This window comes from Pleionea mediterranea, from assembly GCF_003148745.1.
Classification (GTDB): domain Bacteria; phylum Pseudomonadota; class Gammaproteobacteria; order Enterobacterales; family Kangiellaceae; genus Pleionea; species Pleionea mediterranea.
Window position 1 is genome coordinate 1 of sequence record NZ_QGGU01000029.1, and the last position, 1,420, is coordinate 1,420.

The 1,420-nt window shown below is 42.8% G+C and carries 1 protein-coding gene; it reads left to right on the forward strand.

What is annotated here, in order from left to right; translation table 11 throughout:
• Window positions 1-86 precede the first annotated feature (86 nt).
• Window positions 87-1,409: an IS4 family transposase gene (locus tag C8D97_RS17955; RefSeq protein WP_109765181.1), complete on the forward strand. Its 1,323-nt coding sequence runs from the start codon at window positions 87-89 to the stop codon at window positions 1,407-1,409.
• Window positions 1,410-1,420 lie beyond the last annotated feature (11 nt).

Consider the following 1,420-nt stretch of genomic DNA (forward strand, 5'->3'; position numbering starts at 1 on the left):
TAATGCCGATCAGTTAAGCAAATAAAGCTTGATATTTTCGGCAAAAAGATCAAAATCCGATGATCACAGGTCATCGGATTTTTTTTATGCGTTTTTCATCCGCTTTAAACCAAATAGTTAATAACCCTGTCACCCAATTTCAAAACCTCAGTGAAATACTTGATCCGGATATTATTGATGAAGGTCTGGCGCAAAATGGTGTAGCGACTATTCGACGAAGAAAACTCCCCATGGAATCGATGGTATGGGCTGTTATTGGCATGGCTTTATTTCGTCAATTCCCAATGCGTCAGCTATTAAGTCAACTGGATATCATCTTACCCAATGAGCGGAGTTATGTTGCCCCAAGTGCCGTCACTCAAGCGCGCCATAAACTGGGAAGTGAAGCCATTCGTTATATATTTGAACGAACACAAACTCAGTGGCATCAACAAGCAGAACATCCCAAATGGTGTGGCTTAACCTTGCTGGGTGTTGATGGGGTTGTATGGCGAACGCCCGATAGTGCCGACAATCAAAGCTTCGGAAAAACGAGAAATAACCATGGGGATGTGAGCTATCCACAAGTGCGTATGGTCTGTCAGATGGAACTCACCAGCCACTTGCTAGTGAATAGTGCTTTTGCAGGAATAGACACGAATGAAATGCGTCTGGCTGAACAATTAATAGAACAAACACCTGAGCACAGTCTAACGATTTTTGACCGAGGATTTTACTCTTTAGGTCTTTTGCATCAGTGGTGTAAAGCGGGTGAAGAGCGTCACTGGATGATACCCCTTAGAAAAAATACCCAATATCAGGTGCTTCATCAACTAGGGCGACATGATGCCATCGTTGAACTCACCACAACGCCACAAGCCCGTCAGAAATGGAAGCGTTTACCTGAAACCATACAAGCCCGATTAATCACTAAAACAGTTAACGGTAAGCCAGTTCAAATATTAACATCGATGACCGATGCCAAGCGCTATCCGGGAGCGGATATCGTCGACTTGTATGCGCATCGTTGGGAGATTGAACTGGGATTTAGAGAAATGAAACAATATCTTCTGCACAACAAATTAACCCTACGAAGTCAGCAGCCAGAACTCATTAAACAAGAGTTGTGGGGAATATTACTGGCCTATAATCTTATTCGTTACAAAATGACTCTGATGGCAAAGTCACTTAAAGGTATTCACCCTAACGAACTCAGCTTTCATCATGCTTCCTTGCATATTATCCATAAGCTAACTCAGTTACCCTATGTGACACCGGGGAACATTCCAAAGTTCGTTATGGATATTGAAAAAGATGCGCAACAGTTTGTACTCGAACACCGGAGGGAAAGGAGCTATCCCAGACTCATTAAAGCTTCTAAAAACCGATATCCTGTTAAGAAAAAAAATGCCGCTCACTCGCTTAAGTGAACGGCATTACG

Bases quoted from the DNA above. Each gene is read 5' to 3' on its own strand.
- C8D97_RS17955 (WP_109765181.1), top strand. From the start codon at position 87: ATGCGTTTTTCATCCGCTTTAAACCAAATAGTTAATAACCCTGTCACC.